This is a genomic window from Ramlibacter ginsenosidimutans (genome assembly GCF_016654015.1).
GTDB lineage: Bacteria > Pseudomonadota > Gammaproteobacteria > Burkholderiales > Burkholderiaceae_C > Ramlibacter > Ramlibacter ginsenosidimutans.
Genome location: NZ_JAEPWM010000010.1, coordinates 30,461 through 54,056, shown reverse-complemented (window position 1 = coordinate 54,056; position 23,596 = coordinate 30,461). Strand labels below are relative to the sequence as shown.

General features: G+C 67.7%; 18 protein-coding genes and 5 tRNA genes. 16 read left to right on the top strand and 7 right to left on the bottom strand.

Annotated elements, in window-relative coordinates; translation table 11 throughout:
- Window positions 1-3: 3 nt before the first annotated feature.
- A complete protein-coding gene (locus JJB11_RS20270) occupies window positions 4-897 on the top strand; it encodes an alpha/beta fold hydrolase (protein WP_201175766.1) in 894 nt (297 codons plus the stop codon).
- 7 nt (window positions 898-904) lie between these two features.
- Here JJB11_RS20270 and hemH read toward each other — a convergent pair whose 3' ends face one another.
- A complete protein-coding gene (gene hemH / locus JJB11_RS20265) occupies window positions 905-2,008 on the bottom strand; it encodes a ferrochelatase (protein ID WP_201175763.1) in 1,104 nt (367 codons plus the stop codon).
- An 18-nt stretch (window positions 2,009-2,026) separates the two neighbouring features.
- On the opposite strand from hemH, the gene JJB11_RS20260 reads away from it, so the two are divergent.
- Window positions 2,027-2,725, top strand: coding sequence for an HAD family hydrolase (locus JJB11_RS20260; RefSeq protein ID WP_201175761.1), 699 nt, complete (start codon window positions 2,027-2,029; stop codon window positions 2,723-2,725).
- Between the two features lie 63 nt (window positions 2,726-2,788).
- On the opposite strand, the gene hpnE is transcribed toward JJB11_RS20260, so the two are convergent.
- From hpnE to hpnC, 3 genes are read right to left on the bottom strand one after another with little or no spacing between them, the layout of a single operon-like run.
- On the bottom strand, window positions 2,789-4,072 hold the full coding sequence (hpnE, locus tag JJB11_RS20255) for a hydroxysqualene dehydroxylase HpnE (protein ID WP_201175759.1): 1,284 nt from the start codon (window positions 4,070-4,072) through the stop codon (window positions 2,789-2,791).
- Window positions 4,069-4,908 carry a presqualene diphosphate synthase HpnD gene (gene hpnD, locus JJB11_RS20250; protein WP_201175750.1) on the bottom strand — a complete coding sequence of 280 codons (840 nt, stop codon included), beginning with the start codon at window positions 4,906-4,908 and terminating at the stop codon, window positions 4,069-4,071. Before hpnD ends, hpnE begins: the two co-directional genes overlap by 4 nt.
- A gap of 20 nt (window positions 4,909-4,928) precedes the next feature.
- Window positions 4,929-5,807 (bottom strand): squalene synthase HpnC, encoded by an 879-nt coding sequence (gene hpnC / locus JJB11_RS20245; RefSeq protein ID WP_377371994.1) that lies wholly within the window; start codon window positions 5,805-5,807, stop codon window positions 4,929-4,931.
- A gap of 96 nt (window positions 5,808-5,903) precedes the next feature.
- Here hpnC and JJB11_RS20240 point away from each other — a divergent pair, with 96 nt between their 5' ends.
- The 13 genes from JJB11_RS20240 to JJB11_RS20180 all read left to right on the top strand — a co-directional run bounded on the left by JJB11_RS20240 (window position 5,904) and on the right by JJB11_RS20180 (window position 18,631).
- The gene (locus tag JJB11_RS20240) at window positions 5,904-7,076 is read left to right on the top strand and encodes an efflux RND transporter periplasmic adaptor subunit (protein WP_201175732.1); all 1,173 of its coding nucleotides are present in this window, start codon (window positions 5,904-5,906) and stop codon (window positions 7,074-7,076) included.
- Window positions 7,077-7,083: 7 nt separating this feature from the next.
- Window positions 7,084-10,215, top strand: a complete 3,132-nt coding sequence (locus JJB11_RS20235) for an efflux RND transporter permease subunit (RefSeq protein WP_201175730.1) — start codon at window positions 7,084-7,086, stop codon at window positions 10,213-10,215.
- A 270-nt stretch (window positions 10,216-10,485) separates the two neighbouring features.
- Window positions 10,486-10,572: transfer RNA gene (locus JJB11_RS20230), tRNA-Leu, on the top strand.
- A 27-nt stretch (window positions 10,573-10,599) separates the two neighbouring features.
- The gene (gene tig, locus JJB11_RS20225; RefSeq protein WP_201175729.1) at window positions 10,600-11,916 is read left to right on the top strand and encodes a trigger factor; all 1,317 of its coding nucleotides are present in this window, start codon (window positions 10,600-10,602) and stop codon (window positions 11,914-11,916) included.
- A 199-nt stretch (window positions 11,917-12,115) separates the two neighbouring features.
- A complete protein-coding gene (gene clpP / locus JJB11_RS20220) occupies window positions 12,116-12,724 on the top strand; it encodes an ATP-dependent Clp endopeptidase proteolytic subunit ClpP (RefSeq protein WP_201175727.1) in 609 nt (202 codons plus the stop codon).
- Window positions 12,725-12,884: 160 nt separating this feature from the next.
- Entirely contained in the window at window positions 12,885-14,150 is a 1,266-nt protein-coding gene (gene clpX, locus JJB11_RS20215) for an ATP-dependent Clp protease ATP-binding subunit ClpX (protein ID WP_201175725.1), read from the top strand.
- A 197-nt stretch (window positions 14,151-14,347) separates the two neighbouring features.
- Window positions 14,348-16,762, top strand: a complete 2,415-nt coding sequence (gene lon, locus JJB11_RS20210; protein ID WP_201175723.1) for an endopeptidase La — start codon at window positions 14,348-14,350, stop codon at window positions 16,760-16,762.
- A gap of 90 nt (window positions 16,763-16,852) precedes the next feature.
- Window positions 16,853-16,928: transfer RNA gene (locus tag JJB11_RS20205), tRNA-Gly, on the top strand.
- 77 nt (window positions 16,929-17,005) lie between these two features.
- Window positions 17,006-17,079: transfer RNA gene (locus JJB11_RS20200), tRNA-Cys, on the top strand.
- Between the two features lie 8 nt (window positions 17,080-17,087).
- Window positions 17,088-17,163, top strand: a tRNA-Gly gene (locus JJB11_RS20195).
- Window positions 17,164-17,256: 93 nt separating this feature from the next.
- Window positions 17,257-17,345 (top strand) — tRNA-Leu (locus tag JJB11_RS20190).
- A 68-nt stretch (window positions 17,346-17,413) separates the two neighbouring features.
- Entirely contained in the window at window positions 17,414-17,620 is a 207-nt protein-coding gene (locus JJB11_RS20185; protein WP_201175721.1) for a hypothetical protein, read from the top strand.
- A 192-nt stretch (window positions 17,621-17,812) separates the two neighbouring features.
- Window positions 17,813-18,631 carry a helix-turn-helix domain-containing protein gene (locus JJB11_RS20180; RefSeq protein ID WP_201175719.1) on the top strand — a complete coding sequence of 273 codons (819 nt, stop codon included), beginning with the start codon at window positions 17,813-17,815 and terminating at the stop codon, window positions 18,629-18,631.
- On the opposite strand, the gene JJB11_RS20175 is transcribed toward JJB11_RS20180, so the two are convergent.
- The 3 genes from JJB11_RS20175 to JJB11_RS20165 form a co-directional block, all read right to left on the bottom strand.
- Window positions 18,619-19,917 (bottom strand): cytochrome c peroxidase, encoded by a 1,299-nt coding sequence (locus tag JJB11_RS20175; protein ID WP_201175717.1) that lies wholly within the window; start codon window positions 19,915-19,917, stop codon window positions 18,619-18,621. The two genes, JJB11_RS20180 and JJB11_RS20175, sit on opposite strands and share 13 nt — an antisense overlap.
- A complete protein-coding gene (locus JJB11_RS20170) occupies window positions 19,914-20,747 on the bottom strand; it encodes a DUF3703 domain-containing protein (protein WP_201175714.1) in 834 nt (277 codons plus the stop codon). Before JJB11_RS20170 ends, JJB11_RS20175 begins: the two co-directional genes overlap by 4 nt.
- Window positions 20,748-20,992: 245 nt before the next feature.
- Window positions 20,993-21,916, bottom strand: a complete 924-nt coding sequence (locus tag JJB11_RS20165) for a hypothetical protein (protein ID WP_201175712.1) — start codon at window positions 21,914-21,916, stop codon at window positions 20,993-20,995.
- 363 nt (window positions 21,917-22,279) lie between these two features.
- Between JJB11_RS20165 and oxlT the strand changes: the two genes are divergently transcribed.
- The gene (gene oxlT / locus JJB11_RS20160; RefSeq protein WP_201176140.1) at window positions 22,280-23,569 is read left to right on the top strand and encodes an oxalate/formate MFS antiporter; all 1,290 of its coding nucleotides are present in this window, start codon (window positions 22,280-22,282) and stop codon (window positions 23,567-23,569) included.
- The last annotated feature ends 27 nt before the right edge of the window (window positions 23,570-23,596 follow it).

The window sequence follows — 23,596 nt, the reverse complement described above, 5'->3', positions numbered from 1 at the left end:
GCGATGGGATGCACTTCCAATTACGTGAGCTGTGCCGGCCGCGAGATCCACTACACGGAGTGGGGCGGTGACAACGAGCCGACGGTGATCGCCTGGCATGGCCTCGCGCGCACCGGCCGCGACATGGACGAACTCGCGGAGTCCTTGTCCGATCGCTATCGCGTCATTTGTCCCGACACGATCGGCCGCGGCTACAGCCAGTGGAGTCCCGACCCGGGGCACGAATACCAGCTGGCGTTCTACGCGAAGATCGCCGCCGAACTGTTCGACCGGTTGGGCGTGGCACGCGCGCACTGGGTGGGCACGTCCATGGGCGGCGCGATCGGGACCGTCTGTGCATCGGGCCTCGTCGAGCCGGCGATGCAGCAGCGCATCGTGAGCCTGGTGCTGAACGACAACGCCCCGCGCCTCGCGCCCGCGGCCATAGCCCGGATCCGCAACTACGCAGGCAACCCGCCGACGTTTGCCACCGTGTCCGAGCTCGAAGCGTTCTTCCGCCAGGTGTACAAGCCCTACGGCTGGCTGTCGGACGCGCAATGGCGCCGCCTCGCGGAAACCTCGACGCGCCGGCTGCCGGATGGCCGCGTGACGCCGCACTACGACCCGGCGATGGTGCGGCAGTTCATCGACCACCCGGACGACTACGAGCTGTGGGCGCACTACGATCGCCTGCGCATTCCCGTGCTGCTGCTGCGGGGCGCCGACTCGGACCTGGTGCTGCCCGACGCCGCGGCGGAGATGATGAGGCGCGGTCCGGGGCGGCTGGGCCTCACGCGCGTGGTGGAGGTGCCGGGCTGCGGGCACGCGCCGGCGCTGAATGTCCCGGAGCAGTTGGACATCGTGCGCGCCTTCATCGACCAGCAGGACCGGCGCGCACCGGCGCCTGGCGCAGCCTGAAGCGGGACTAGCGAGCAGCGCCGAGAGCGACGGCGCGTTCCTTCTGAGTCGCGAGCTCGCGCGCGTCCGGCCCGGACTGTGTCGGCCAGCCCGCGAGGTGGTTCAGCGCGATCGCGCCCAGCGCGTGGATCCACTCGGTCTGGTCGTTGAGGCAGGGGATGTAGTGGAATTCCTGCCCGCCGGCGGCGAGGAAGGCCTGCCGCCCCTCGATCGCGATCTCCTCCAGCGTCTCGAGGCAGTCGCTCGTGAAGCCGGGGCAGAGCACGTCCACGCGTCGCTTGCCGTCGCGTGCCAGCGCCTTCAGCGTCGGCTCGGTCGCCGGCTCCAGCCACTTCGCCTTGCCGAACCGGGACTGGAAGCTGACCGTGTAGCCGCCAGGCTCGAGGCCGACCGTCTCCGCGAGCAGGCGCGCCGTCTTGCGGCACTCGCAGTGATAGGGATCGCCGAGATGCAGCGTGCGCTCGGGCACGCCATGGAAGCTCATGACCAGATGGTCGGGCCGGCCGTGTTCGCGCCAGTGACGCTGGACGCCGTGGGCCAGCGCCTGGATGTAGCCGCGGTCGTCGTGGTAGCGGTTCACGAAGCGAAGCTCCGGCACGTGCCGGCGCGTCCGCGTCCACTGGGAGACGGCGTCGATCACGCTCGCTACCGTCGTGCCGGAATACTGCGGGTAAGCCGTGAGCACGAGGATGCGGTTGGCGCCCGCGTCGGCCAGCGCGTCCAGCTGGGTGGCAATCGACGGCTGGCCATAACGCATGGCATACGCAACGCGCACGCGATGGCCCTGTTCGCCCAGCCAGCCTTGCAGGCGCTTGGCCTGGCGTTCGGTCCACACCTTCAACGGCGAGCCTTCGGGCATCCAGATCGTGGCGTACTTGGCCGCGGACTTCGCCGAGCGCAAGGGCAGGATCAGGCCGTACAGGATCGGCAGCCACAGCACGCGTGGAATCTCCACCACGCGCGGGTCGGCCAGGAACTCCGCGAGATACGGACGCACGGCGGCGGCCGTCGGCGCTTCGGGCGTGCCCAGGTTGCACAGGAGGACGGCGGTGAACGGCGCCTGGCCGTGGGTGTGGGCCGGAGCAACAGTTGGGCGGGAAGCGGTCGGCATTGAGCTATTCTCGCCGCCATGCTTGACCTGGAGAAAATCAAGGCCATCACCCTGGACCTGGACGACACGCTGTGGCCGATCTGGCCCACCATCGAGCGCGCGGAGAAGGCGCTGCTCGACTGGCTGGCGGAGCATGCGCCGATGACGTCGGCCTTGTTTGCCAATCCGGCGGCGCTGCGGGAGATCCGCGCCGAGATGAGCAGTTCGCGCCCGGACCTGAAGCACGACATGAGCGCGTTGCGGCGCGAATCCATTCGCCTCGCGCTGCATCGCGCAGGCGACGATCCGCTGCTCGCGGAGCCGGCCTTCGAGGTGTTCTTCGCCGAACGCCAGCGGGTCACGCTGTTCGAGGACGCCTTGCCGGCCCTCGAGATCCTGGCGGCGCGTTTTCCCCTGGTGGCGCTGTCGAACGGCAATGCGGACGTGCAGCGCGTGGGCCTCGGGCGTTTCTTCCGGGCCGCCGTGTGCGCCCGCGACTTCGGCGTGGGCAAGCCCGATCCGCGCATCTTCCATGCGGCGGCCGGTGCCGTCGACACGTTGCCGGAGTTCATCCTGCACGTCGGCGACGACGTAACGCTCGACGCGCTCGGTGCACTGAATGCCGGCATGCAGGCGGCCTGGTTGAACCGCTCGGACGCGCCGTGGCCGCACGAGCAGGAGCCGCACGTGACGCTCACGCACCTGGGCGAACTGGCCGACCTGTTCCGCCAGTCCTGACGTTCACTGGAGTACCTTCGTGCTGCGCACTGCGGTATTCGCCCTTGGGGCGACCCGGCGGGCTCAGTCGCTGGCGGGCAGCCCGCGCGCGACGGCGAATCCGGAGCGCACCGCGCCCTCCAGCGTCGCCGGATACGGGCCCTCGATGTAGTCACCGCAGGCCCAGAGTCCCGCAGCAATGCGCGCCTGCGGACGGCGCAGCCCAGGAACACAGGCGAAGGTGGCGCGCTTCTCCACCACCGTCTGCAGCGGCTGCACCCGCCAGCCCAGGGCGGCCGCCTGCTGCAGCACCTCGGCTTCCAGCACCGACTTCTCGCGCGCACTGGCACTGGCGACGAACGCGAGCAGCCCGGGCGGTCCGCCAAGCTGGCCGCGGTCGAAGACGAACTGCGCGGGCGCGCCGGGGCCGCTGCGCAGCGCGAGCATCGGCAGCGGCAGGCGCGGGCCGCCCAGGGTGTACACGGTGGTGATCGCCTCGAAGGCGAGGGCGCGCGCAGTCGAAGCCCAGTCGCTCGCCGCCGGGACGGCCTCTTCGACCAGGCGCGCCGCTTCGGGCGCCGGTGTCGCGAGCACGACCTGCGCGAACGGCTCTCCGTCGACCGACCAGCCTGCGTCCGCGCGCTGCAACTGGCCCACGCGCTGGCCGATGCGCAGTTCCGTCCCGTGTTCCGCGAGCCAGGCTACGGCGGCTTCGGGCAAGACGCGTCCGAGGTCCTGCCGCGGCAGGAGCAGGTTGGACGCGCCCCAGCCGCGGTAGCCGGCTCCGAACAAGGCGTCGCGCAGCACGCGCAGGAACACGGCGGCGCTCGCGCGATCGGCCGGCGTGTTCAGCGCGGCCACGCAAAGCGGCTCGACCAGTTCTGCGCGCACGCGCGGCGCGAGACCGCGCGTGAGCTGTGCGACCGTCCACGCGGGATCGCAGCGAAAGCCGGCGAGTCGCCAGCCGAGCGCCGCTCGCAGCAGCGACAGGCGCTCGCTCCAGCCCCAGCCCGGCACGCGCACGATGCCCAGCAGCGCGTCCCACGGGGCCGCGCACGCGGGCAGCTGCAGGCCGTCTCCGGCCGCATCCTGCAGCACGAGCGGCAGGCGCAGCAAGGCCTCGGCGGGATCGATGCCCACGGTTTCCATCAGTGCGAGCGTCTCGACGTAAGCGCCGATCAGGATGTGCTGTCCGTTGTCGAGGAGCGCCGTGCCGCCTTCGGGCAGGGACACCACCAGGCTGCGCGCGCGGCCGCCGAGGCTTCGTGCCGCCTCGAACACAGTCACGTTCCAGCCGGCGCGCGTGGCGGCGACGGCTGCGGCGAGCCCGCCCCAGCCGGCACCGATGACGGCAAGGCGGCGGCTCACATGCGGCCCAAGGCTTGCACCTTCCAGGCCAGCCACAGCTTGCGCACCGGAGTAAGGCTGATGCGTTGGTGCAGCACCTGGAAGTCCTCGGCCTCGATCTCGCGCAGCAGGGTGCGGTAGATGCTGGCCATCATCAGGCCGGGCTTCTGCGCGCGCCGGTCCGCATCCGGCAGCAGCGCCAGCGCTTCGTCGTAGATCGCCTGCGCGCGCTGCGCCTGGAAGCGCATGAGGGCGACGAACCGGTCCGAGTGCTTGCGCTGCAGGATCTCGTGCGCCTTCACGTCGAAGCGCTGCAACTCGTCGACCGGCAGGTAGATGCGTCCGCGCATCGCATCCTCGCCGACGTCGCGGATGATGTTGGTGAGCTGGAACGCAAGCCCCAGCTTGTTCGCATAGTCGGCGGTCACCGGCTGCGTCTGGCCGAAGATGCGCGCCGACACCTGGCCGACCACGCCGGCGACGAGATGGCAGTAGCGCTGCAGTCCGGTGAAGTCCAGGTACCGGGTCTGGTCCAGGTCCATCTGGCAGCCGCGGATCACGTCCTGCAACTGCTCCTGCTGGATCCCGTACGCCGGGACGCTGGGCATGAGCGCCTGCATCACCGGGTGCGAGGGCTGCCCCGCGAAGGACTGCGCCACTTCCGATTGCCACCACGCCAGCTTGGTGCGGGCGATCCCCGGGTCGCTCACCTCGTCGACGACGTCGTCGACTTCGCGGCAGAACGCATAGAAAGCGGTGATCGCTGCGCGCCGTGCCGGCGGCAGGAAGAGGAAGGCGTAATAGAAGCTGCTGCCGGAGGCGGCGGCCTTTTGCTGGACGTACTGTTCCGGGGTCATGTTCTCGTTCAGGGCGATTCTCACATCCGTGCCGCGCGCCACAGCATGGCCGGTGCGTCGATGAGGCCGACGGCGGGCCGGTGTTGCAGCGTCCGCCATTGCAGCCGCTCGATGCGATGCAGGATGCGCAGCCCGCCCTGCACGACGAAGCGCAGCTCCCAACCAGCGCGCCCAGGGACGCGGTGCACCAGGGGCGCCCCCGCGAGCATCAGCGCGCGCGCCCAGTCCGAGAGATCGCGCAGCAGCGCCGGCGCGTTCGGGTGCGCGGGCCAGCTGGCGGGATCTGCGGGATCGAGTCCGTGCCGCCGGCAATCCTCCGCGGGCAGGTAGTAGCGGCCGCGGCGCAGGTCCAGGCCTGCGTCCTGCCAGAAGTTGATCAACTGCAGCGCCGAACAGATCGCATCGCTCTCGGCCAGCGCGACCGGGCTCGTGACTCCGTAGAGATGCAGCAGCAGCCGGCCGACTGGATTCGCGGAGCGGCGGCAGTACTCCAGCAGTTCGGCGCGATCCGCGTAGCCCGCGCGATCGCGCGTTTTCTCCACGTCCTGCCGGAACGCATCGAGCAGGTCGTACAGCGGCTGGGCGGGTAAATCGAAAGTTGTCGCGGCGCGGCCCAGCGGCCCGAACACGTGCGGCCATCGGCCGGACCCGGTGTTGTCCTGGAGGCACGCATGCAGGTCGTTTCTGTATGTAAGCAGGTCGGCGAGCCGGTCACCCGCTGTTGCGCTTCCCTCATCCGCGATATCGTCAGCCGTACGCGCAAACCAGTAGATCGCCGCGACCGGCGCCCGCAGGCGAGGCGGGCAGAGCCAGGAGGCAACGGGGAAATTTTCGTAGTGGTCGACCGGGCGGTGCCGATCGTCGGGGCAGGAGCTCACGTCCGGATTGTCGCTTGACAGCTCTGCGGCCATTTCCTAGATTACTAACCAGTCAGTCATTAGCCTTGTGCGGCGCAGCAGTACGCGAACGCTGGCTCCGACCCCACCTCCATCGCCATGGCCATCTTCGCCCCCACCCGTTTCGCGCCGAGCGCCGCCCTGTTGCTCGCGCTCGCCCTGGCCGGCTGCTCGCGCACTGACGCGCCGCCGGAACCGATCCGCGCCGTCAAGGTGATGACCATCAGTGCTTCCACGATGGAGTCCCGCTACGAGTTCTCGGGCGAGGTGCGCCCGCGGGTCGAGTCGCGCCTGGGTTTTCGCGTGGGCGGCAAGATCACGCAGCGGGAGGTCGAGGTCGGACAGCACGTTGCCGCTGGCACGGTACTGGCGCAACTCGATCCCCAGGACTTCCGGCTCGCCGCGGATGCTGCACGCGCGCAGGTCGCCGCTGCCCGCACGAACCGTGACCTGGCGGCCGCGGATTACCAGCGCTACCGCCAACTGCGCGAACAGAACTTCATCAGCGGCGCGGACCTGGAGCGCCGCGAATCGACGTTGAAGGCTGCGCAGGCGCAGCTTGAACAGGCGCAGGCCCAGCTCGCGTCGCAAGGCAACCAGGCGGGCTACACGAGGCTCGTCGCCGATGTCTCCGGCGTGGTCACGGCGGTGGAAGCGGAAGTGGGCCAGGTCGTGGCCGCGGGAACCCCGGTCGTGCGCATTGCCGCCGACGGGCCGCGGGACGTGGTGTTCTCGGTGCCCGAGGACAAGGTCGTCAACGTGCGCACCGGCACCGAGGTGACGGTGCGGCAATGGGCGAGCGACGAGACGCTCGCCGGCCGCATCCGCGAGGTGGCGGCGAGCGCCGACCCGGTGACGCGGACCTATCCGGTGAAGGTGTCGCTCGAGACCGCGGGGCCGCCCCTGGGCGCGACGGTCACGGTGCTGCCGCTGGTGCTGGAGCACGCGGGCATGCCGGTGATCAAGATCCCCACCAGCGCACTGCGCCAGGAAGGCCAGGGATCGGCGGTGTGGGTGCTTGACCGGGCGAGCATGACGGTGAGGTCGCAGCCGGTGCAGATCGCGACGGCGGACGGCAACGATGCGGTGATCGCCGCGGGCCTGCAACCGGGGATGGTCATCGTCTCCGCCGGGGTCCATGTGCTTTCGCAGGGCCAGAAGGTCACGCTGTGGCACGAGAAGACCTCCGAGCTGCCCGCCGTCGCGGCGCAGGATCCGGGCCAGCCCGTGGCCGGCGCTGCGCAGGCCGCGACCTTGCCCGCTACGCGCTGAGCTGCCGATGAGCGAGAGTTCCGGGCGCGAGCGCTTCAACCTGTCCCGCTGGGCGCTCGAGCACCCGGCGCTGACGCGTTACCTGATGGTGGTGCTGATGGTGCTGGGCGTCGTCAGCTACTTCCAGCTGGGGCAGGACGAGGATCCGCCCTTCACCTTCCGCGCGATGGTGATCCAGGCCTTCTGGCCGGGAGCCACCGCGCAGCAGATGGCCGAACAGGTCACCGACAAGATCGAGCGCACGCTGCAGGAAGTGCCGTACTCGGACATCATCCGCAGCTACGCCAAGCCCGGCGAGACGCTGATCGTGCTGCAGATCAAGGACTCGTCGCGCGCTTCGGAGGTGCCGCAGATCTGGTACACGGTGCGCAAGAAGATCGGCGACATGCGCGGCACGCTGCCGACCGGCGTCATCGGACCTTCCTTCAACGACGAATACGGCGAGGTCTACGGCGTGATCTACACGCTGGAGGCGGACACCGGCTACAGCTACGCGGAGCTCAAGGATTTCGCCGACGACGTGCGCCAGCAGCTGCTGCGCGTGCCCGACGTCGCGAAGGTGCAGTTGTTCGGCGTGCAGGACGAGAAGATCTTCGTCGAGATCTCGCAGAAGCGGCTGGCGCAGCTCGGACTCGACCTGAACCAGGTGCTGGCGCAGATCGGCCAGCAGAACGCGGTGGAATCCGCAGGCGCGATCCAGACGCCGCTGGATGTCGTGCAAGTGCGGGTCGCGGGGCAGTTCCAGGCGGTGGAGCAACTGCGCGCGATGCCGATCCGCGGAGCGTCGGGCAACCAGTTGCGCTTGGGCGATCTCGCCGACGTGAAGCGCGGCTACGTCGATCCACCGCAGGTCAAGGTGCGGCATGACGGCAAGGAAGTCATCGCACTGGGCGTGTCGATGGCGAAGGGCGGTGACATCATCCGGCTCGGCAAGTCGCTGAAGACCGCCACGGACCGGATCGACGACAACCTGCCGGCGGGCGTGCGCCTGGTGCAGGTGCAGGACCAGCCGCGGGCGGTGAGCAGCTCGGTCGGCGAGTTCGTGCACACGCTGGTCGAGGCCATCGTGATCGTGCTGGCCGTGAGCTTCATCAGCCTGGGGCTGCACAAGCGTCCCGCGGCCGCCGGCCTGCCGCTCTGGCGCCGGTACTACGTGGACACGCGCCCCGGCCTGGTGGTGGCGATCACCATCCCGCTCGTGCTGACCGTCACCTTCCTGGCGATGTACTACTGGGGCATCGGCCTGCACAAGATCTCGCTGGGTTCGCTGATCATCGCGCTCGGGCTGCTGGTCGACGATGCCATCATCGCCGTGGAGATGATGGTGCGGAAGATGGAGGAGGGCTACGACAAGGTGCGGGCCGCCACCTTCGCGTACGAAGTGACGGCGATGCCCATGCTGACCGGCACGCTGATCACCGCGACCGGCTTCCTGCCGATCGGGATGGCGCGCTCCACGGTCGGCGAGTACACGTTCGCCATCTTCGCGGTGACGGTGCTCGCCCTCGTGATCAGCTGGCTGGTGTCCGTGTACTTCGTGCCCTATCTCGGCACGCTGCTGCTGAAAGCCAAGCCGGTCTCGTCCGACCACCACGAGCACTTCGACACGCCCTTCTACCGGATCTTCCGCAAGGCGGTGGACTGGTGCGTGGAACACCGCTGGACGACGATCGCGGCGACCCTGGTGATCTTCGGGCTGGGTGTCGTCGGCATGGGACAGGTGCAGCAGCAGTTCTTCCCCGATTCCAGCCGCCCCGAGATCCTGGTCGACATCTGGTCGCCGGAGGGCACTTCCTTCGCGTCGACCGAGGACGTGACGAAGCGGCTCGAGCAGCGCCTGCTGCGCTCCGAAGGCGTCGTGGACGTGACCAGCTGGGTCGGCTCGGGCGTTCCGCGCTTCTACCTGCCGATGGACCAGATCTTCCCGCAGCCGAACGTGGCGCAGCTGATCATCCTGCCGCGCGACCTTCACGTGCGCGAAGAGCTGCGCAAGCAGTTGCCGGCGCTGCTGGCGCAGGAGTTCCCGGAAGTGCGCGGCCGCGTGAAGCTGCTGCCGAACGGGCCGCCGGTGGCGTATCCGGTGCAGTTCCGTGTGACCGGCCCGGATCCGCTCGTGCTGCGCCAGCGCGCCGACGAGGTGAAGGCCATCATGCACGCGAGCCCCGACACGCGCGGCGTCAACGACAACTGGAACGAGGCAGTGAAGGTCGTGCGCCTGGAGGTGGACCAGGCGAAGGCGCGCGCGCTGGGCGTGACGAGCCAGTCGATCGCTCAGGCGAGCCGCACCATCCTCTCCGGCACGCCGATCGGCCAGTACCGCGAGGGCGACAAGCTGATCGACATCGTGCTGCGCCAGCCGCTCGAGGAGCGCAGCGCCATCACGGACATTGCCAACGCCTACCTGCCCACGGCCTCCGGCAAGTCGATTCCGCTCACGCAGATCGCCAGGCCGGTGTTCAGCTGGGAGCCCGGCGTGATGTGGCGCGAGGGACGCAGCTACGCAATCACCGTGCAGTCCGACATCGTCGAAGGCCTGCAGGGCGCGACGGTCACCAACGAACTGCTGCCGAAGCTGCAGGCGCTGGAAGCGAAGTGGCCGCTGGGCTACCGCATCCAGGTGGCCGGTGCGGTGGAGGAAAGCGGCAAGGGGTCCTCGTCCATCGCGGTGGGCGTGCCGGTGATGCTCTTCATCACCTTCACGCTTCTGATGCTGCAGTTGCACAGCTTCAGCCGCTCGATGCTGGTGTTCCTGACGGGCCCGCTGGGCATCGCAGGCGTCGCCGGTTCGCTGCTGGTGCTGGACCGGCCTTTCGGCTTCGTCGCGCTGCTCGGCGTCATTGCGCTGATGGGCATGATCCAGCGCAATTCGGTGATCCTGATCGACCAGATCGAGCAGGACCGCGCCCGTGGCGTGCCCGCCTGGAACGCCATCGTGGAAGCCGCGGTGCGGCGGCTGCGTCCCATCGTGCTCACCGCGGCGGCGGCGGTCCTGGCGATGATCCCGCTCTCGCGCTCGGTGTTCTGGGGGCCGATGGCCGTCGCGATCATGGGCGGGCTCGTCGTCGCCACGGTGCTGACGCTGCTGGCGCTGCCGGCCATGTATGCGGCCTGGTTCCGGGTGAAGCGCGAGGCTCCCTGAAGCACCAGCAGCAAAGGCGAACAACCGGACGCAGAGGTCGCAGAAGATCCGCAGAGGACGCAAAAAAATTCCAGGAAAGATTTCTGTGGCTCCTTTTGCGACTTCTGCGAAATCTTTGCGTCCTCTGCGTCCGGTTGTTGGAATTAGCTGTCGAGGCAGGGCGCAACCCCCGCCCGGCGCCCCTTGCGCGCTGCGGTTAAAATCGCCTGTTGACCGGATTCGAGCGGGCTGCCGGGTATTCCTGGCGGCCCGCTTTCCCTTTCAGTACCTGCGCGGGTGGCGAAATTGGTAGACGCACCAGGTTTAGGTCCTGACGCCAGCAATGGCGTGTCGGTTCGAGTCCGACCCCGCGCACCACGCGTTTTCCCCAAACCGAGATAGATCATGGCCGTGACCGTAGAAACCCTGGACAAGCTGGAACGCAAGATGACGCTGACGCTGCCCGTCAACGCCATCCAGTCCGAAGTCGATTCCCGCCTGAAGCGCCTGGCGCGCACCGTGAAGATGGATGGCTTCCGTCCGGGCAAGGTGCCGCTGTCGGTGGTGGCCCAGCGTTACGGCTACTCGGTCCAGTACGAAGTCATGAACGACAAGGTGGGCGAGGCCTTCGCCGCGGCCGCCAACGAGGCCAAGCTGCGCGTGGCCGGCCAGCCGAAGATCACCGAGAAGGAAGGCGCGCCCGAGGGCGAGCTGACCTTCGACGCCGTGTTCGAGGTCTATCCCGACGTGAAGGTCGGCGACCTCACGCAGGCCGAAGTGGAGAAGATCCGCACCGAGGTGACCGACGAGGCGATCGACCGCACGCTGGACATCCTGCGCAAGCAGCGCCGCACCTTCGCGCAGCGTCCGCACGACGCGCCGGTGGAAGCGGGTGACCGCGTGACGGTGGACTTCGAAGGCAAGATCGACGGCGAGACCTTCCAGGGCGGCAAGGCGGAAGACTTCCAGTTCATGGTCGGCGAAGGGCAGATGCTCAAGGAGTTCGACGACTCCGTGCGCGGCATGAAGGTGGGCGAGAGCAAGACCTTCCCGCTGGCGTTCCCCGAGGACTATCACGGCAAGGACGTGGCCGGCAAGACCGCCGACTTCATGGTCACCGTGAAGAAGATCGAGGCGGCCCACCTGCCGGAAGTGAACGAGGCGTTCGCCAAGTCGCTCGGCATCGCCGAAGGCACGGTCGAAGCGCTGCGCGCCGACGTGCGCAAGAACCTGGAGCGCGAGGTCAAGTTCCGGCTGCTCGCGCGCAACAAGCAGGCCGCGATGGACGCGCTGATCGCCCATTCCGAGCTGGACCTGCCGCAGTCCATCGTGAAGAACGAGATCGACCGCCTGGTGGAAGGTGCGCGCGCCGACCTGAAGCAGCGCGGCATCAAGGACGCCGACAAGGCGCCGATCCCCGAGGACGTGTTCCGTCCGCAAGCCGAGCGCCGCGTGCGCCTCGGCCTGGTGGTCGCCGAGCTGGTGCGTGCCAACGGTCTGGAAGCCAAGCCCGAGCAGATCAAGCAGCACATCGAGGACCTGGCGGCCAGCTACGAGCGCCCGGCCGACGTCGTGCGCTGGTACTACGGCGACAACCGCCGCCTGGCCGAGGTCGAGGCAATCGTGATCGAGAACAACGTCACCGACTTCATCCTCTCCAAGGCGAAGACCGTCGAGAAGGACCTGCCGTTCGACGAGCTGATGGGCCAGCAGAGCGCCTGAGCATCCGAGCGTAGAGCGCAGATACCGCATCGACGCAGCGGCAGGGGTCCGGCAGGTCCTCGCAGGGGCCGCGATGCGGTTTCGGCAGAAACCGCATTCCTGTGAAGGCCAAGGGCCTGGTTGGTCTTGTGAAAGACCGACCAGGCCCCAATTCCATTCAGGCTAAAGTACAGCCACGTCTTTGGAGCACATTCCCCCCATGAGCGCACTTGATACCCAAGGCCTGGGCCTGATCCCCATGGTCATCGAGCAGTCCGGCCGCGGCGAGCGGTCCTACGACATCTACTCGCGCCTGCTCCGCGAAAGGGTGGTGTTCCTCGTCGGCCCCGTGAACGACCAGACCGCGAACCTGGTGGTCGCGCAGCTGCTGTTCCTCGAGTCCGAGAACCCCGACAAGGACATCTCCCTCTACATCAACTCGCCCGGCGGCAGCGTGAGCGCCGGCATGGCCATCTACGACACGATGAATTTCATCAAGCCGTCGGTGTCCACCCTGTGCATCGGCATGGCGGCCTCGATGGGCGCCTTCCTGCTGGCCGCAGGCGAAAAGGGCAAGCGTTTCGCGCTGCCCAATTCCAAGATCATGATCCACCAGCCCCTCGGCGGCATGCAGGGCCAGGCGACGGACATCGAGATCCACGCCAAGGACATCCTGAAGACCAAGGCGACGTTGAACAAGATCCTCGCCGAGCGCACCGGACAGCCTCTCGAGAAGATCGAGCGCGACACCGACCGCGACTACTTCCTCGAAGCCGACGAGGCCAAGAGCTACGGCCTGGTCGACCAGGTGATCGCGAAGCGTCCGTGATCTGCGGCGGCTTGCGCCGCCTCGCACGGACCGGAGGCTGGAGGCCAGAGGCTGGGGCAGGACACCCGGAAGCGGGAGTCTTACAACACCCCCAGCACTCGGCTTCCAGCCTCTCGCCGCTTTCTGGTTATCATTTACCCAACATCTGAACCGGACACCCATGGCCGATCGAAAAGGCTCTTCCAGCGAGAAAACGCTTTACTGCTCGTTCTGCGGTAAGAGCCAGCACGAGGTCAAGAAGCTCATCGCCGGACCGTCGGTATTCATCTGCGACGAGTGCATCGACCTGTGCAACGAGATCATCCGCGACGAACTGCCGGCGGGTGACGAACAGCGCGAGGCCCGCGGCGACCTGCCCACGCCGGCGGAGATCAAGGCCAACCTGGACAACTACGTGATCGGGCAGGAGGCCGCCAAGCGCGCCCTGTCCGTCGCCGTCTACAACCACTACAAGCGCCTGCGCCACAAGGACAAGGCCAAGAAGGACGACGTCGAGCTCACCAAGAGCAACATCCTCCTGATCGGTCCGACCGGCTCGGGCAAGACGCTGCTGGCCCAGACGCTCGCGCGCATGCTGGACGTGCCCTTCGTGATGGCCGACGCCACCACGCTGACGGAAGCCGGCTACGTCGGCGAGGACGTCGAGAACATCATCCAGAAGCTGCTGCAGAACTGCAACTACGAGGTGGAGCGGGCGCAGCGCGGCATCGTCTACATCGACGAGATCGACAAGATCTCGCGCAAGTCCGACAACCCGTCGATCACGCGCGACGTGTCGGGCGAGGGCGTGCAGCAGGCGCTGCTCAAGCTCGTCGAGGGCACCATGGCCAGCGTGCCGCCGCAGGGCGGGCGCAAGCACCCGAACCAGGACTTCCTGCAGATCGACACGACCAACATCCTGTTCATCTGCGGCGGCGCGTTCGCGGGCCTGGAGAAGGTGATCGAGCAGCGCACCGAGGCGTCCGGCATCGGCTTCTCGGCGCGCGTGCGCAGCAAGGCCGAACGCAGCCTCTCCGACATGTTCCGCGAAGTGGAGCCGGAGGACCTGATCAAGTTCGGCCTCATCCCCGAGCTGGTGGGCCGCCTGCCGGTGGTCGCGACGCTGGCGGAGCTCTCCGAGGACGCGCTGGTGCAGATCCTCACCGAGCCGAAGAACGCGATGGTCAAGCAGTACGCCAAGCTGCTGTCCATGGAAGGCGTCGACCTGGAAGTGCGGCCGAACGCGCTGAAGGCCATCGCCCGCAAGGCGCTGAACCGCAAGACCGGCGCGCGCGGGCTGCGCTCGATCCTGGAACAGTCGCTGATCGACACGATGTTCGAACTCCCGAACATCAGCAACGTCGAGAAGGTGGTGGTCGAAGAGAGCACCATCGAGGAAAACAAGCCGCCCCTGCTCGTCTACCGGGAAGCGGCCAAGAAGGCCTGACATGACGCACGACACCGGCCCCGCCGGGCTTGACGAATGACCCTGGACAGCCGGTCGTTCGCCATTGGTCATCCGTCATCTCCCGTCCGCCCTTCTTTTTGCAGTGCTTTTCACCCCGGTTGCGCCCCGAAAGGGAGCGGCCGGGTTGAAAATGCTCGTTTGCCGGCCACCTATGGCTGGCCACTCTGAGGATTTCCATGTCCGGACATACCAACCTGCCTTCTGACCCGATGGACCTGCCGCTCCTGCCCCTGCGGGACGTGGTGGTGTTCCCTCACATGGTCATCCCCCTCTTCGTGGGCCGGCCCAAGAGCATCAAGGCCCTGGAGGCCGCGATGGAGGCCGAGCGCCGCATCATGCTGGTCGCGCAGAAAGCCGCGGCCAAGGACGAACCCTCCGTCTCGGACATGTTCGAGGTCGGCTGCATCTCCACGATCCTGCAGATGCTGAAGCTGCCTGACGGCACCGTGAAGGTGCTGGTGGAGGGCCAGCAACGTGCGCGCGTGGCGAAGATCACCGACGGCAACGCGCACTTCACGGCCACCGTCATTCCGGTGGACTCCGGCGACACGGACGGCAAGTCCGCCGAGATCGAGGCGCTGCGCCGTGCGGTGCTCCAGCAGTTCGACCAGTACGTCAAGCTGAACAAGAAGATCCCGCCGGAGATCCTGACCTCCATCGCGTCCATCGACGACCCGGGCCGCCTGGCCGACACGATCGCCGCGCACCTGCCGCTCAAGCTCGATAACAAGCAGGTCGTGCTGGACCTGGCCGCCGTCAAGGAACGCCTCGAGAACCTGTTCGAGCAGATCGAGCGCGAGGTCGAGATCCTCAACGTCGACAAGCGCATCCGCGGCCGCGTGAAGCGGCAGATGGAGAAGAACCAGCGCGACTTCTACCTGAACGAGCAGGTCAAGGCCATCCAGAAGGAACTCGGTGAAGGCGAAGAGGGCGCCGACATCGAGGAGATCGAGAAGAAGATCAAGGCCGCCAAGATGCCCAAGGACGCCCGCAAGAAGGCGGACGCCGAGCTGAAGAAGCTGAAGCTGATGTCGCCGATGTCCGCGGAGGCGACCGTCGTGCGCAACTACATCGACGTGCTCACTGCGCTGCCCTGGGCGAAGAAGACCAAGATCAAGCACGACCTGCAGTACGCCGAAGACGTGCTGAACGAGGACCACTGGGGCCTCGAGAAGGTCAAGGACCGCATCCTCGAATATCTCGCGGTGCAGCAGCGCGTGGACAAGGTGAAGGCGCCCATCCTGTGCCTGGTCGGCCCTCCGGGCGTCGGCAAGACGTCTCTCGGTCAGTCGATCGCCAAGGCGACCGGCCGCAAGTACGTGCGGCAGGCCCTGGGCGGCATGCGTGACGAGGCCGAGATCCGCGGCCACCGTCGCACGTACATCGGCGCCTTGCCCGGCAAGGTGCTGCAGTCGCTGTCCAAGGTGGGCACGCGCAACCCGCTGTTCCTGCTCGACGAGATCGACAAACTGGGCCAGGACTTCCGCGGCGACCCGGCGAGTGCGCTGCTCGAGGTGCTGGACCCCGAGCAGAACCACACGTTCAGCGACCACTACGTGGAGGTCGACTTCGACCTGAGCGACGTGATGTTCGTTGCGACCTCGAACTCGATGAACATCCCGCCGGCACTGCTGGACCGGATGGAGGTGATCCGCCTCTCGGGCTACACCGAGGACGAGAAGACCAACATCGCCATGCGCTACCTGCTGCCCAAGCAGATGAAGAACAACGGAGTGAAGGAAGAAGAGCTCGAGGTCCGCGAGGACGCCGTGCGCGACATCGTCCGCTACTACACGCGGGAAGCCGGCGTGCGTTCGCTGGAACGCGAGCTGTCCAAGATCTGCCGCAAGGTGGTGAAGGGCCTGCAGCTGAAGAAGATGACGCCCAAGGTCATCGTCAGCGAGGCGAACCTCAACGACTTCCTGGGCGTGCGCAAGTTCTCCTACGGGCGGGCCGAGCAGCAGAACCAGGTCGGCCAGGTGGTCGGCCTCGCGTGGACGGAGGTCGGCGGCGACCTGCTGACGATCGAGGCTGCGCTCATGCCCGGCAAGGGCCAGGTGCTGCGCACCGGTTCGCTGGGCGACGTGATGAAGGAATCGGTCGAGGCCGCACGCACGGTGGTGCGCAGCCGCGCCCGCAGCCTTGGCATCAAGGACGACGTGTTCGAGAAGAAGGACGTCCACGTGCACGTGCCCGATGGCGCGACGCCGAAGGATGGTCCGAGCGCGGGTGCCGCGATGACGACCGCCATCGTGTCGGCGCTCACCGGGATCCCGGTGCGCGCGGACGTCGCCATGACGGGCGAGATCACGCTGCGTGGCGAGGTCACGGCGATCGGCGGCCTGAAGGAGAAACTGCTCGCGGCGCTGCGTGGCGGCATCAAGACGGTGCTGATCCCCGAGGAGAACACGAAGGACCTGCAGGATATTCCCGAGAACGTGAAGAACGATCTCGAGATCGTGCCGGTGAAGTGGATCGACAAGGTGCTCGAGGTCGCGCTCGAGCGCCTGCCGACGCCGTTGCCGGACGAAGAACCGCAGGCCGTGCCCGCGGTGGTCGCCGGCACGACGCCGGTCGCCGTGCAGCATTGAGCGAGGTCGGGGCCTGCCTGCACGCGGGCTCCGAATTTTCAGCCCGGTGTCAGGGGGCGGAAAATTCTTCGGTATACTTGCGGCTTCGACGCGGGAGTAGCTCAGTTGGTAGAGCGCAACCTTGCCAAGGTTGAGGTCGCGAGTTCGAGACTCGTCTCCCGCTCCAGGTCTGCGAAGTGGCTGGAAAGTGATGTTGCCGGCATGTGCCGGCGACAACGCCTCCAGCCCTTTTTCATCTGACCCGGCGCGTTAGCAAATCGGTTATGCAGCGGATTGCAAATCCGCGTAGGGCGGTTCGACTCCGCCACGCGCCTCCAGAGTCGATGCGGGAGTAGCTCAGTTGGTAGAGCGCAACCTTGCCAAGGTTGAGGTCGAGAGTTCGAGACTCTTCTCCCGCTCCACACACCCAAGGGAAGCCGATGCGGCTTCCCTTTTTTCATTCCGGCAGGGCCGTGAGCCCCGCGCAGCGTGAACCGGTACCATCGTCATCTGTGGCGGGGATGGCGTAACCGGTAGCCGCAGCGGGCTTAAAACCCGCCGCCTGGAAACAGGCGTACGGGTTCGAGTCCCGTTCCCCGCACCAGCCTGCGCTGCACGAGCAGCCGAACTCCGGCGCAGCTCACGCAAGCCGTTGCGGCGGCTCACGCACACGTGCAGTTGGCGCACTCGCAGCTGCCGCACTCACAGCCGGCGCTCTGGCAGCTTGCGCATCCGCAGCTCGCGCCCGTGGCGGTCGTGCACTCGCAGGGCGCGCACTGGCAGGTGCCGCAGCCGCAAGGCGACTGCTGGGCGGCGGTGGTCGACGAACCGGCGGCTTGGATGGTGGTGGTAGAGGAAGTCATTTCAGGTCTCCAGTGAAGGGGTTGGTGAGGTCTTGATTCTTGTCGTCGAGAGCCATTTCGACTTGAACGCAGAGGCTGGATTGGCAGCCGTTTCGTTCAACCGGCCCCGAGCCATGAGGCCACCTGTGAAGTCCTGGAACCCGGCGGAGCACCTTGAGTGCGGCCGGCCGGCAGGCGTAGACTGGCGCGAGTCTCGCCAGAGCCGCCCATGGACAAGCCTTTAGCCAACCCGTACCGAGGTGACTTCCTCGCTTGGTCGGGCGTTTGCGGGTTCATCGGGTCGGGCGGCGGCGGAGGCGCGATCTCGCCGCACTCCCATTGCGCCATCCAGCTGGTGCTTGGCGCCCCGGGCGGCCTGCGCGTGCAGTTCGGCCGGCGCGGAGAGTGGGTCGCGTGCGCCGCTGCGCTCGTTCCGTCGCGAGCGACTCACACGATCGACGTGACCGGCTGCGACATGAGCGTCGTGCTCTTCATCGAGCCGGAAACACCCGAGGGCAAGGCCTTGACCGCCCGCCTGCAGGGCAGGCTCGAGGTCCTCGGGGCCGAGGTCGTGGGAGAAGCTGCCAGGCGCGTGGAGCACGCGTGGCGCGTGGAGAAGAGCCGGGCAGAAGTCAACGCGATTTGCGCCCGGCTCATCGAGGACATTTCGAAGACCGCGCCAAGGCAGCCGTCAGACCCGCGCGTGCTGGCCGCGGTGGAGTACCTGCGCGAGAGGGTCGACCAGTCCGTGTCGCTGCCCGAGGTGGCCAAGGTGGCCAACCTCTCCGCGGACCGGTTCCGGCACCTGTTCGTCGAGGAGACGGGCATGCCGCTGCGAACCTACGTTCTGTGGCGCCGGCTGCTGCATGTCTGGACGCTGCTCAGCGCCGGAGAAACTCTTTCGAGTGCGGCGCACGCGGCGGGCTTTGCGGACTCTGCGCATCTGTCCCGAACGGCCCGGACCATGTTCGGCCTGCCGCCGTCGGTGTTGCAGATGAAGGGGCCGCTGAGCGAACGCGAACTGGCACGAGAGCCTCACTTCGCCTGAACCACGGGCCCGGTGAGCGCTCCCAGGAAGGCAGCGACGTCCTGGACTTCGGCGGGTGACAGCCGGATGGTCTGCCGGTCGGAGCGCTTCTCACCGGGTTGCGCCAGCTCGCTGTGACCCAGCACTGCCTTCGGCGATGCTGCGTAGTGCTGGACCACCTGTTCGAGCGTGGTGAACTGGCCAGCGTGCATGTACGGCGCTCGTTCGGCGACGTTGCGCAGGCTCGGCGTCCTGAAAGCGGCCAGCTGGCCCGGGTCGTTGGCGGCCAGGAACTGAAGCTCCCCGCATTGCTCCGCCTTCGCGTCGCTGTAGCGGCCCAGGCAGTTGAATTCATCCTGCAGCAACTTCTTCAAGCCCTCGGCGCGCCCGGGGTCGGGATGCGCGCGGTCCGCCGGCGGCACGCCCGTGTTGTGGAATGCGTGGTCCGTCAGCATCGGGCCGTTGTGACAGGTGACGCACTGCCCCTTGGTGAGGAACAGTCGCAGTCCGCGCACTTCCTGTGGCGAGAGCACCTCCTGCCCGCGGCCATCCCCGCTGACGGTGGCCTCCGCGTACTTGTCGAAGCGGGATTCTCCGTACGAGATGTTGCGTTCGAACGCGGCGATCGCCTTGCCCATGTTCGCGAACACCCGGTTGGCAGCGTCGCGGCTGCTCGCGGACATCGCCGCCCAGGCGGCTCGCTCGGCCTCCGTGCCGCCGGGCGAGGCGTCGTCCGGCAGCTTGCCGAGCGCCGGCATGGGGCCGAAGACGGCCTGGTACTGCTCCTTGTAGTGAGCCTGAACCAGCTTGACGAAACGGACCCGGTTTCCGCCGTGCTCCGCGGCGTCTTCCAACGGACCGAGGGCCTGCGACCAGGTGCTGTCCTTGCGACCGTCCCAGAACAGGAAGGGCGAGTGTGCAGCGCCCATGACAGGCATGGTGCGTCGCTTGCCGATGCCCAGGCCCTGGCCGAACTGGCGGCCGTCCTGGAACTGCTTGTCTGCCGAATGGCAACTGGCGCAGGCCACCTGGCCGTTCCTGCTCAGGCGCGTGTCGTTGAAGAGGGCGCGACCGAGCGCCGCTGCGTCCGCGCGTTGCTCGTAGGCATTGGAAGCATCGACGGGCCGGGGGCCGGCCTCCTTCAGCCTCATGGTGCCCAGGGTGGCCGTCTCTTGCGCACTCCACCTGTCACGCAACGGAGTCTTGTCCAGGGCTTGCGCAGTGGCGACCGTCAACAGGCACCCGGCGACCAGCGCCGCGGCGCCCGCCAACCACGAGGTCTTCGCACTGGAGACATCGTCATTCACTGCCGCACCTTCGGCGCTTCAACCACGGTGTTGAAGGTCACCTTGTCGGCGCCCCGGGGACCGTCGATGGCGAGCTTCACTTCCCACCAGCCCGTCATGCTGAATTTCATCCCATCGAGTTGGTAGATGCCGTCGGCCAGCTCGCGGGTGACGCGCGGCTGCGTGGGCAGGCCATGTCCGTGCTGCGGCATGCCACCGTCGACGGCGAACCTGGCCCCATGAACGGGAACGCCGTCCGGTGTGGCCAGCTTCACCTTCCAGCTGTGCATCTGGTTGATGGCCGGCGCCTGTGCGGGCGGCACCAGGGCAACGCGATAGACGCCGGCTGCAGAGGGCTTCTCGAGCGAGACGTCCAGGTCCTTCGGCATCGTGCCGCAGGCGGTCATCCCCAAGGTGGTGAGCGCGGCGATCGCTGCGAAGGCGACCGTTGCGGACAGCCGGCGCCGGCTGGCGGGGCGCCCGGGCTTCGCGTCCTGGCGTGCGGCCTGGATGAGAGGCCGCAGGTCCTGAGGCACGGGCATGCGGCGAAAGCCGCTGACGTCGGCGCCGCCGGTATTGCCTTCCGGCACGAGTCCGAATGCGGTGAAGACGGCTGCGGCCACCAGGCGCCAGGCCTGCCCGAAGGCTTCGCCCGCCCTGCGATTGCGCACGGCAAACCGGAACATGCGCCAGTGCACGCGCACATGTTCAGCGGTCGCGGGCTGGCCCAGCACGTGTGCGCGCTCCAGGTGCTCGAACGCCGTGGTGAAGTGCCCGCGCGATTCGGCCGACGCTGCGGCGTCGAGCTCTGCTTGCACGCTGGGCTGGATGAGAAGGGCGAAGGTCGCCATAGGGTGCTCCGAGTAGGTTGCGAAGCACCTGATTTTTCCGGCCGGAGCGCGTGCGGGCTTGAACAGATCGGCTGAAGCCGCAGCCGTTTCGTTCAACAGTGCTCAGGCCCGGGGTTCCTGGCGAACTGCGTGACCTGCAATTTGCGGCCCTCGAACCAGGGCGTCCCGGTTCATTCCGGGTCGATGCACTAGTGGCGAAGGCTCGCGGGCGAAGCGGCTCGGAATGCGCTGCGTTGCCACCATCGTCATTGCGCAGTAGCGGCACTGCCCGCGGCGGCCGGATTCTCGCGATACGCCCGCGCGGGCTTGCCGCGCGCGGATGCCGCCGCAGTGCGCACGCCGGTGCCGGCCGGCGGATGCGCGCCCGGTTGCGTGACGTCCCAGGACCCGAAGACCTGCCGCGTCGTCTTGATCTCCGGCAGGATGTAGACGATCGCTCCCGTCTTCTTCACGGCGGGACTGAGCACGTGATCGTAGAAGGCGGGCGGCAGGTTGATGCAACCGAACGAGATGCGGCGCTGGTTCGGATCCGGCGACGCGAGCCGCCGCGCGCGCTGCTCCGCTGGCGTGCCCTTGATGACCCGATGCATCGCCAGCGCGAGGTCGTAGTCGATCCACACGATGTCCTCGCCCTGCGTGTTCTCGCCCGGCTCGGCGACGAAGCGGCCGGCCGGCGTGGTCTTCTCGTCGTCGCGGATCTGGGACAGGGGCTTGTCGCCGATACCGGGCTCCGCGTCGTCACCGACCGCGAGTCCCAGGAGCACGGGCGCGCTGGACACGAGCCGTCCCGACGGATCGAGGGCGTAGACCATGGCCGCCTTCTTGTCGAGGATCACGACCGAGTGGCCATGGTTGTCGCCTGTGTAGAACGACCAGTTCGCCACCTCGCGCACAGCGGCCGACACGTGCACGCCGCGGAAGTCGGCGAGCCGGTGGGGCGCCGCGGGATGCGTCGGCGGGACCGGCACAGCGGGCCGAACCGGTGCGGACACCTCCGGTGCAGCGGCCGGTGCGGAGACCTCGGGTGTCTGGTGCAGCGGATGCGCGCGCATCCAGGGGATCGCGATCGCCAGCGCGATCGCACCTATGACGACGCCTTGCGCGAGGGAGCGCAGGAACTCGGACTTCGGCGGGCGAGCTTGGAGGTCGGGCGGCATGGTCGAGGACATCGGACACCACAGCTTAGGAAGCGGTGCACAGCCTGTGCGTGCAGCGTGGTAGCACGTCCAGGTAGGACGCGAGCGCGAACCGCATCGGTTCGCAGCGGACGGCGCGCAGGAAGGAAAGCCCACGGACTCCGGATCGTCGAGGGCACCTCCGGTAAGCCTGTTCCCTAAGTGCGGCTGAAGTAACTCGACAGGGAGGGAAACCACCAGTTGTGGTTGAGGGCCCGGAGGCCAGAGCATTAATGCTTGGTCAGGTTGCAGCAAGGTGCGATGGCGCCGCGCCAGCCGACCCGCAGGAACGATGTTCGTGCCCGATGGCGGGCGCGGCCTGCGCAACCACAAGGAGGCACGATGGCAACCCCCGAAATGGCAGCCGGATCCTATCCGGTCGGTTCGACGACGCAGGCGGCGCACCGCCCGGCATATCGCTGGGGCCAGCTGCTGATCGGCATCGTCTGCATGGCGATGATTGCCAACCTGCAGTACGGCTGGACCCTGTTCGTGAACCCGATCGGCGACCGGCACGGCTGGAGCCGCGCGGCCATCCAGGTGGCGTTCACGATCTTCGTGCTCACCGAAACCTGGCTGGTGCCCGTCGAGGGTTACCTCGTCGACCGCTTCGGCCCGCGCATCGTCGTCATGATCGGCGGCGTGCTGTGCGGCCTGGGTTGGGTGGTCAACTCCTACGCGCAGACGCTGACCATGCTGTACGTCGGTGCGGCGATCGGCGGCATCGGCGCGGGTGCCGTCTACGGCACCTGCGTCGGCAACTCGCTCAAGTGGTTCCCGGACCGCCGCGGGCTGGCCGCAGGCCTCACGGCAGCGGGTTTTGGCGCAGGCTCGGCCTTGACGGTGATCCCGATCTCGGCCTTCATCAAGTCCAGCGGCTACGAAGCCGCGTTCCTGTACTTCGGCATCGGCCAGGGCCTGGTGGTGTTCGCCCTGTCGTGGCTGCTGACGCGCGCGCCGGAGGCACGCAGGATCGGCGGCGAGGCCAAGGTGCAGCAGACGCGCCGCGACTATTCGCCCGGGGAGATCGTGCGCAAGCCGGTGTTCTGGGTCATGTACGCAATGTTCGTGATGGTTGGCGCCGGCGGGCTGATGGCGGTCGCGCAACTCGCGCCCATCGCGAAGGACTTCAAGATCGCGGACGTGCCCGTCGACATCATGGGGCTCGTGCTGCCCGCGCTCACCTTCGCGCTGGCCATCGACCGCGTCCTGAACGGTGTCACCCGCCCGTTCTTCGGCTGGGTGTCGGACCAGATCGGCCGCGAGCTCACCATGCTGATCGCCTTCGGGCTCGAGGCGATCGGTATCATGGCGCTGTACACGTTCGGGCAGGACCCGGTGGCGTTCGTGATCCTGACCGGCCTGGTGTTCTTCGCCTGGGGCGAGATCTACAGCCTGTTCCCGTCGACCTGCGCGGACACCTTCGGCTCCAAGTTCGCGGCGGCCAACGCGGGCCTGCTGTACACCGCCAAGGGCACCGCCTCCTTGCTCGTGCCGCTGTCGAGCGTGCTGGTTGCGGCGACCGGCAGCTGGCACTCAGTCTTCCTCGTGGCAGCGACCTTGAACGCAGTCGCCGCCTTGATGGCGTGGTTCGTGCTGCGACCGATGCGCCGTGCGCAGATGGACGCGTCCGCACGGGAAGCCTGACCTGACGGGCGCGGCCGCACCGGCCGC